Raw genomic sequence first — 5692 nt, forward strand, 5'->3', positions numbered from 1 at the left:
GCATTCTCAACCCTAGCCAGATGCTGGCCGGTGTTTCGTATCGGTCATTCTCAAGTTTTTGTGTTACCCGTTTGGGCAACTCATTCAGTCTATAATGCTTTTTCCATCATCGCAACTCGCTAGAGCGTGACGATAGCCACAAGCTCTTTTCTTTACTTCGAAGCCTTAGCTTCAAACCCGAAAACCAGTTCAATTAACTTTCCCTGGGAGTCTTTATTGACTCAACTTGTGGTGCACTATTCGATTATCATCGCTTCGTTTCAGTCTCCCTCGCCTCAGCGACTCGTTATACTTTACGCAGGTTTTTTGGAGCATGCAACCCGACAAAAGCTCCTTCCCCCTCAAAACACCACCTAAACCCACCCAAACGAAGATATTTCCCCTAGTAAACAGCGGGTTAAATTTTCTCAAAAATATTTTGAAAAACTTTTCTAGCCTCGCAGACCCCTGCCCAGGCCCAACTCCGTTTTTGTCCGCTTTTACTGCCCTGGCAAGCGCAAATAACAAAACCCGCCCCACTCTCTCCTTGTGTAAGGAGGAGAGGTGGGGCGGGCGTCCTCACTCAAGAGAAGAACTTACTGGGCAACCTCAACAACTGCCATGTTCTTCTTGCCGCGGCGAACTACCGCGTACTTGCCGAGAAGCAGGTCAGACTCAGTGAGGGCGGCGTCCTCGCCCTGTACCTTGACGTTGTTGATTGCTGCGCCGCCTTCCTTGAGGGTGCGGCGGGCCTCGGACTTAGAAGCAGAAAGGCCGGTCTCGGTCAGTACAGTCACCATGTCTAACTGGTCAGCTGAAAGTACCGCATGGGGCAGCTCGGCGGTAGCGGCTTTGAGGGTTGCCTCGTCCAGGGCAGCGAAATCGCCCTTGCCGAAGAGAGCCTCAGAAGCAGCGATCACCTTTTCGGTAGCTTCAACACCGTGTACCAGAGAGGTCACCTCGTAGGCCAGGGTCTTCTGGGCTAGGCGCTTGAAGGGCTCTTCTTCAACAGACTTCTGCAGGGCAGCAATTTCGTCGCGGGTCTTGAAGGTGAAGACCTTGAGACGGTCAGCGACGTCAGCATCAGCGGTGTTCAGCCAGAACTGGTAGAAGGCGTAGGGTGAGCACATCTCGGGGTCGAGCCAAATAGCGTTACCCTCAGACTTACCAAACTTGGTACCGTCAGAGTTAGTAATGAGCGGGGTGCCCAGGGCGTGGACAGACTTACCGGTCACCTTGCGGACCAGCTCGGTGCCACTGGTCAAGTTGCCCCACTGATCAGAGCCACCACACTGCAAGGTGATGCCGTGACGGCGGTTAAGCTCCAGGAAGTCGTTGCCCTGCAGAATCTGGTAGGAGAACTCGGTGTAGGAGATGCCCTCTTCAGAGTTCAGGCGCTTGGCCACGATTTCCTTTTTAATCATGGTGCCCACGCGGAAGTTCTTACCGATTTCGCGCAGGAAATCGATGGCAGACAGTTCGCTGGTCCAGTCCAGGTTATTGACCATCTGGGCCCCGTTCTCACCCTCAAAGGACAAGAAACGCTCAATCTGGCCGCGCAGACGGCTTACCCAGCCCTCAACTACATCGCGGGAGTTGAGCACACGCTCAGAGGTCTGGCGGGGATCCCCAATCAGGCCAGTAGCACCGCCGACCAGGCCGAAGGGGCGGTGGCCAGCCAGCTGCAGGCGACGCATGAGCAGCAGCTGGACCAGGTGCCCCAGGTGCAGGGAAGCTGCGGTGGGGTCGTAACCGATATAGAAGTTCACGGTCTCTTCAGCCAGCGCCTTCTCAAGGGCTTCTTCATCGGTGCTGACGTGCACAAAGCCACGCCACTTCAATTCCTGCCAGATATTCTCGAAGGAATCATCGTTGTGCTGAGCTGCAAGAGTCTCTTCAGACACGGTTACTCCATGGTTAGTAATGAACAAAAAGCAGTGGCAAAGCCACCTGCTACCACGGTACCAGTTCACCGCCCAGGCAGGCTTCGGACAGCTGCGGTGTTCTCTGATTGAGAGATAGAAAAAGGACGCCGCCACCCCACTCCCCTGCTCAACGGCAGGGAAGGAGGCAGCGGCGTCCTCTCATTCAGGAACCAGAAGAAGGCTACTCTGTAGGGACAAGACCAGCCGGCAGCTCACGCGAGGCCAGCAGGTGAAGGCGCTGGGTGGGGCGGGTCATGGAAACATAAAGGTCACCAACTGAACCGTTAGCAGCGCGCACCAGGTCGGCGGGCTCAACGATAATCACGGTGTCGAACTCCAGACCCTTGGCCTCCCACGGGGTCAGAATGAGTACCTGGTGCTCCAGGGCTGAGGCCGAGGTACCCAGCTTACCCTTGTGCTCGGCAGCAATCGCCAGGGCGGTCTCGCGGTAGCGCTCTTCACTGACAATCACGCCAATGAGGCCACCGGCGCCCTGCTCCAGCTCATCGCTGACGGTGCTCACCACAGCCGGGTAGAGGCCGTCCTCACCCACGATACGAGCGGTCGGTGCCCAGCTACCTTCGCGCACGGCGCGGGGGGCCGAAATTTCCAGGCCAGCGGCCCGGGCAACCGCCACGGCGGTATCTGAAATCTGGGCGGGGGTGCGGTAGTTGACGGTCAGCTCCTCCAGGGTAAAGCGCTCCCCCACGAAGGGTTCCAGAGCTTGCGCCCAGGACTGGGAGGCAGCAGCCGATGAAGCCTGCGCAATGTCGCCGACAATCGTGAAGGACTTCATGGGGCAGCGGCGCATGAGCAGGCGCCACTGCATGGGAGAAAGCTCCTGGGCCTCGTCGACCACCACGTGCCCGTAGGCCCAGGTGCGGTCAGCCTGCGCGGCGCGGGCGGCGGTCATACGCTCACCGCGTTCCTCGTTGAGCTCAGCAATCTGCTCGGCGGTGACCACACCATCGACACCCATATCGGCCAGCTGCTGGTCCACGTTCTCCAGAGCCTTACGCGCATTTTCGAGGTTAGCCTGGTGGGCCGCCTCGGCGCGGGCGGCCGCCCCGGCACCGGCGACCTTGGAGAAGTCACCGAGCAGTTCTGCAGCCTCATCGAGCAGGGGAACATCGGACTCGGTAAAGGGCATGTTCGCTGCGCGGGCCAGGGCATCGCGTTCACTATCGGTAAGGACGCCGGCGGTCGCGCTGTGCAGGTAGTGCGGCTTGGAGAACAGCGAGCGCACCAGGGTCTCGGGTGACAGGGGCATCCAGGCCAGGTTAATGGCCCGGCGAACATCCATGGACTCGCGGATATCCTCTTCCAGGTAGGGGCGATCAACCGCATGGCCGGCGGCAACGTCCAGCTTTTCGTTGAGCTGGACGGTGAGCTCTTTGAGGAGCACCTTCACAAAGGTTTCCCGGGCCTCATTATGGGGTTTGCCGGTGGAACGCGCGGCGGCGCGGGCGTGCTTGACCATGCCGGGGGTCATCTCGATGGCGGTAGAGTCCACGTACATCTTCACGGGCTTGGCAGGCACCTTCTGGCGGTCGGCTACTGCCTTTTTGATGACCTCGGCCATGCGTAAATCGCCCTTGACCCTAGCAACAGCGGGGTCGGTTTCGGGTACGGCCTTGATACCCGGGTACAGGGTTGCAAGAGACGACATGACCACGCCGGTTTCACCCAGCGAAGGTAGAACACGCTCGATGTACCACATAAAGGAGGCGGAGGGGCCAACGACCAGCACACCGGCGTTATTCAGACGCTCGCGGAAGGTGTAGAGCAGGTAGGCAGCGCGGTGCAGGGCAACAGCGGTCTTACCGGTACCGGGGCCGCCCTGCACGACGCGGACGCCCGCCAGGTCGGCGCGGATGATGGCGTCCTGCTCCGCCTGAATAGTGGCAACGATATCGCCCATACGGCCGGTGCGCTTACGGTTGAGGGCAGCCAGCAGGGCACCTTCCCCGTGCAGGTTCTCATCCCCCTCATCGAGCATGGCTGAGTCGAGTACGTCATCTTCGAAGCCGGTGACCTCGCGACGCTCAAGCATGAGGTGGCGGCGGCGGCGCACACCCTGGCGGTTGAAGGCTGTGGCCTGGTAAAAAGTACCCGCTTCGGGGGCGCGCCAGTCAATGAGTAGGCGCTCGTGGTCTTCGGTGGCCAGGCCAATACGGCCGATGTAGCGGATGGCCTCGTCGTCGAGGTCAAGGCGGCCAAAAGCTAGGCGGTGGTCAACCGCGTTGTACTGGGCCAGGCGGTCTTCGTAGTGCTGGGCGTAGGCGTCACGCTCTGAACGGTTCTGGTGGCTACCAACCGCCTGGTTTTTGCGGGTGTTCTTGAGCTTCTTCTCGTTCATGTCTCGGAGCTCATCAAGACGAGCGTATAGCTTAGCCACGTAAGCTCGTTCGCCTGCCAGCTGGGCCTGGTAGGTTTTTTCAGCGGCAGTCTGCTCACCGGTTGTGGTTGTCTTCTCGGTCAAGAGGGAACCCTTCATCGCGGAAAATTCAAGCCCTCCATTCTACCCGTACACTAGGGCAAAAAGAAAGGACGCCCGCGGCAGCTAGATGGGAAAGGCACCCAGACTTTCCATCACTTCCTAATCTTTGATTAGAGTGTTAATGCGTTTGAGGACTTTGTGCTCCTGCTGCTGCCACCAGAGGTAGTCTTCCCAGGCGTTTTCATACCACACAGCCTTTCTTGTACAACCAATTGTACGACTAGTGGTTTTTCTTGGATAGCCCCCGAGAGAACAACACAACCTATTCCAGAACGAGGCGGACGCCCGTCCCTCTCCGCTTGGGGAGGAACGGGCGTCCGCTCAAACGCCGCTAGGGCTGGGTCACGCCGTCAGGTGAAATGGTGAAGCCTGCACCATCAGTGCCAATGCACTTGATGGAATCGGCAGAAACAGCCTGGCAGGAAACACCGTTGAAGTTAATAACGGTACCAACATCAAGCGCGGTGCTTTGAGACGTTGTCTCACTCGGCCCCTGCAGGCCGCCTTCCTCAACAACCACGCCAGCGCTTGGGTTCATGGTGACCTTCCAGGTTTTGACATAACCACCAATAGGATTGCCGGCAACGGCCCCATTGGTCTGAGCGGTCTCGCATACTACGCCGAGACCTCCCATATTGATACCGCAGCCGAAGGTTCCCATCGACGCACCAGCTGGAGCAAAACCATAGTCATAGGTGCTCTGAGCAACCGTGGAATAGTATTGCGAAGCATCAGCTACCGGACCTGGAATAGGGACAATACCCGAGCGTAACTGTATGTATGCGTTATTCACAGGATTAGTACAGGTAGCGTAAGCACCCGTAATACGGCTTGAACTATCGTTTTCCTGGCAGGTGTAGTCACCCAAAGCTACCTGTGCACGAGCCTGCCCTACAGAACCGTCTGTCATCGAGGGCAGGAAGGACTGCATGACATCAACGGCCTCATCACAGCTGACCTGGCCGCCAAATACGTAGATATGGTTTTGGGTTCCGGCTGATTCGGCAAGACCGCAGTCTGTTCCCGGCGCAGCGTTTTTCTGAGAAGTAGTAACTGTCTGGGGCGCAGACGGCTCCGAAGTAACATCTGCTGTTGGTTCAGTAGAAACAACCTGATCAGTTGGCTCATCTGAAGTTGGAGAAGCGGAAGCCGTATCAGAGGTTGTAGCAGGTTTAGGCGAAACAGCCACAGAGGTTGAAGAAGAAGGAGGCTTATTCAAAAGTCCCACCCGCAGCCAAAAACACCAACCCCCGCACCACCGCAAACACCCGCCCATACAACCCCAACG

4 protein-coding genes are annotated in these 5692 nt (G+C 58.1%); all 4 read right to left on the reverse strand.

Annotated features, from left to right (window positions below; genetic code table 11):
- Nucleotides 1-575: 575 nt before the first annotated feature.
- Entirely contained in the window at nt 576-1883 is a 1308-nt protein-coding gene (gene tyrS / locus ACFP6B_RS09590; RefSeq protein WP_377129557.1) for a tyrosine--tRNA ligase, read from the reverse strand.
- Nucleotides 1884-2085: 202 nt separating this feature from the next.
- Nucleotides 2086-4386, reverse strand: a complete 2301-nt coding sequence (locus ACFP6B_RS09595) for a HelD family protein (protein WP_377129559.1) — start codon at nt 4384-4386, stop codon at nt 2086-2088.
- A 117-nt stretch (nt 4387-4503) separates the two neighbouring features.
- A complete protein-coding gene (locus ACFP6B_RS09600) occupies nt 4504-4596 on the reverse strand; it encodes a type II toxin-antitoxin system YoeB family toxin (RefSeq protein WP_377129561.1) in 93 nt (30 codons plus the stop codon).
- A 139-nt stretch (nt 4597-4735) separates the two neighbouring features.
- Nucleotides 4736-5623 (reverse strand): hypothetical protein, encoded by an 888-nt coding sequence (locus tag ACFP6B_RS09605; RefSeq protein ID WP_377129563.1) that lies wholly within the window; start codon nt 5621-5623, stop codon nt 4736-4738.
- Nucleotides 5624-5692: the final 69 nt, after the last annotated feature.

The organism is Rothia nasimurium, assembly GCF_042660305.1.
Taxonomy (GTDB): Bacteria; Actinomycetota; Actinomycetes; order Actinomycetales; family Micrococcaceae; genus Rothia; species Rothia nasimurium.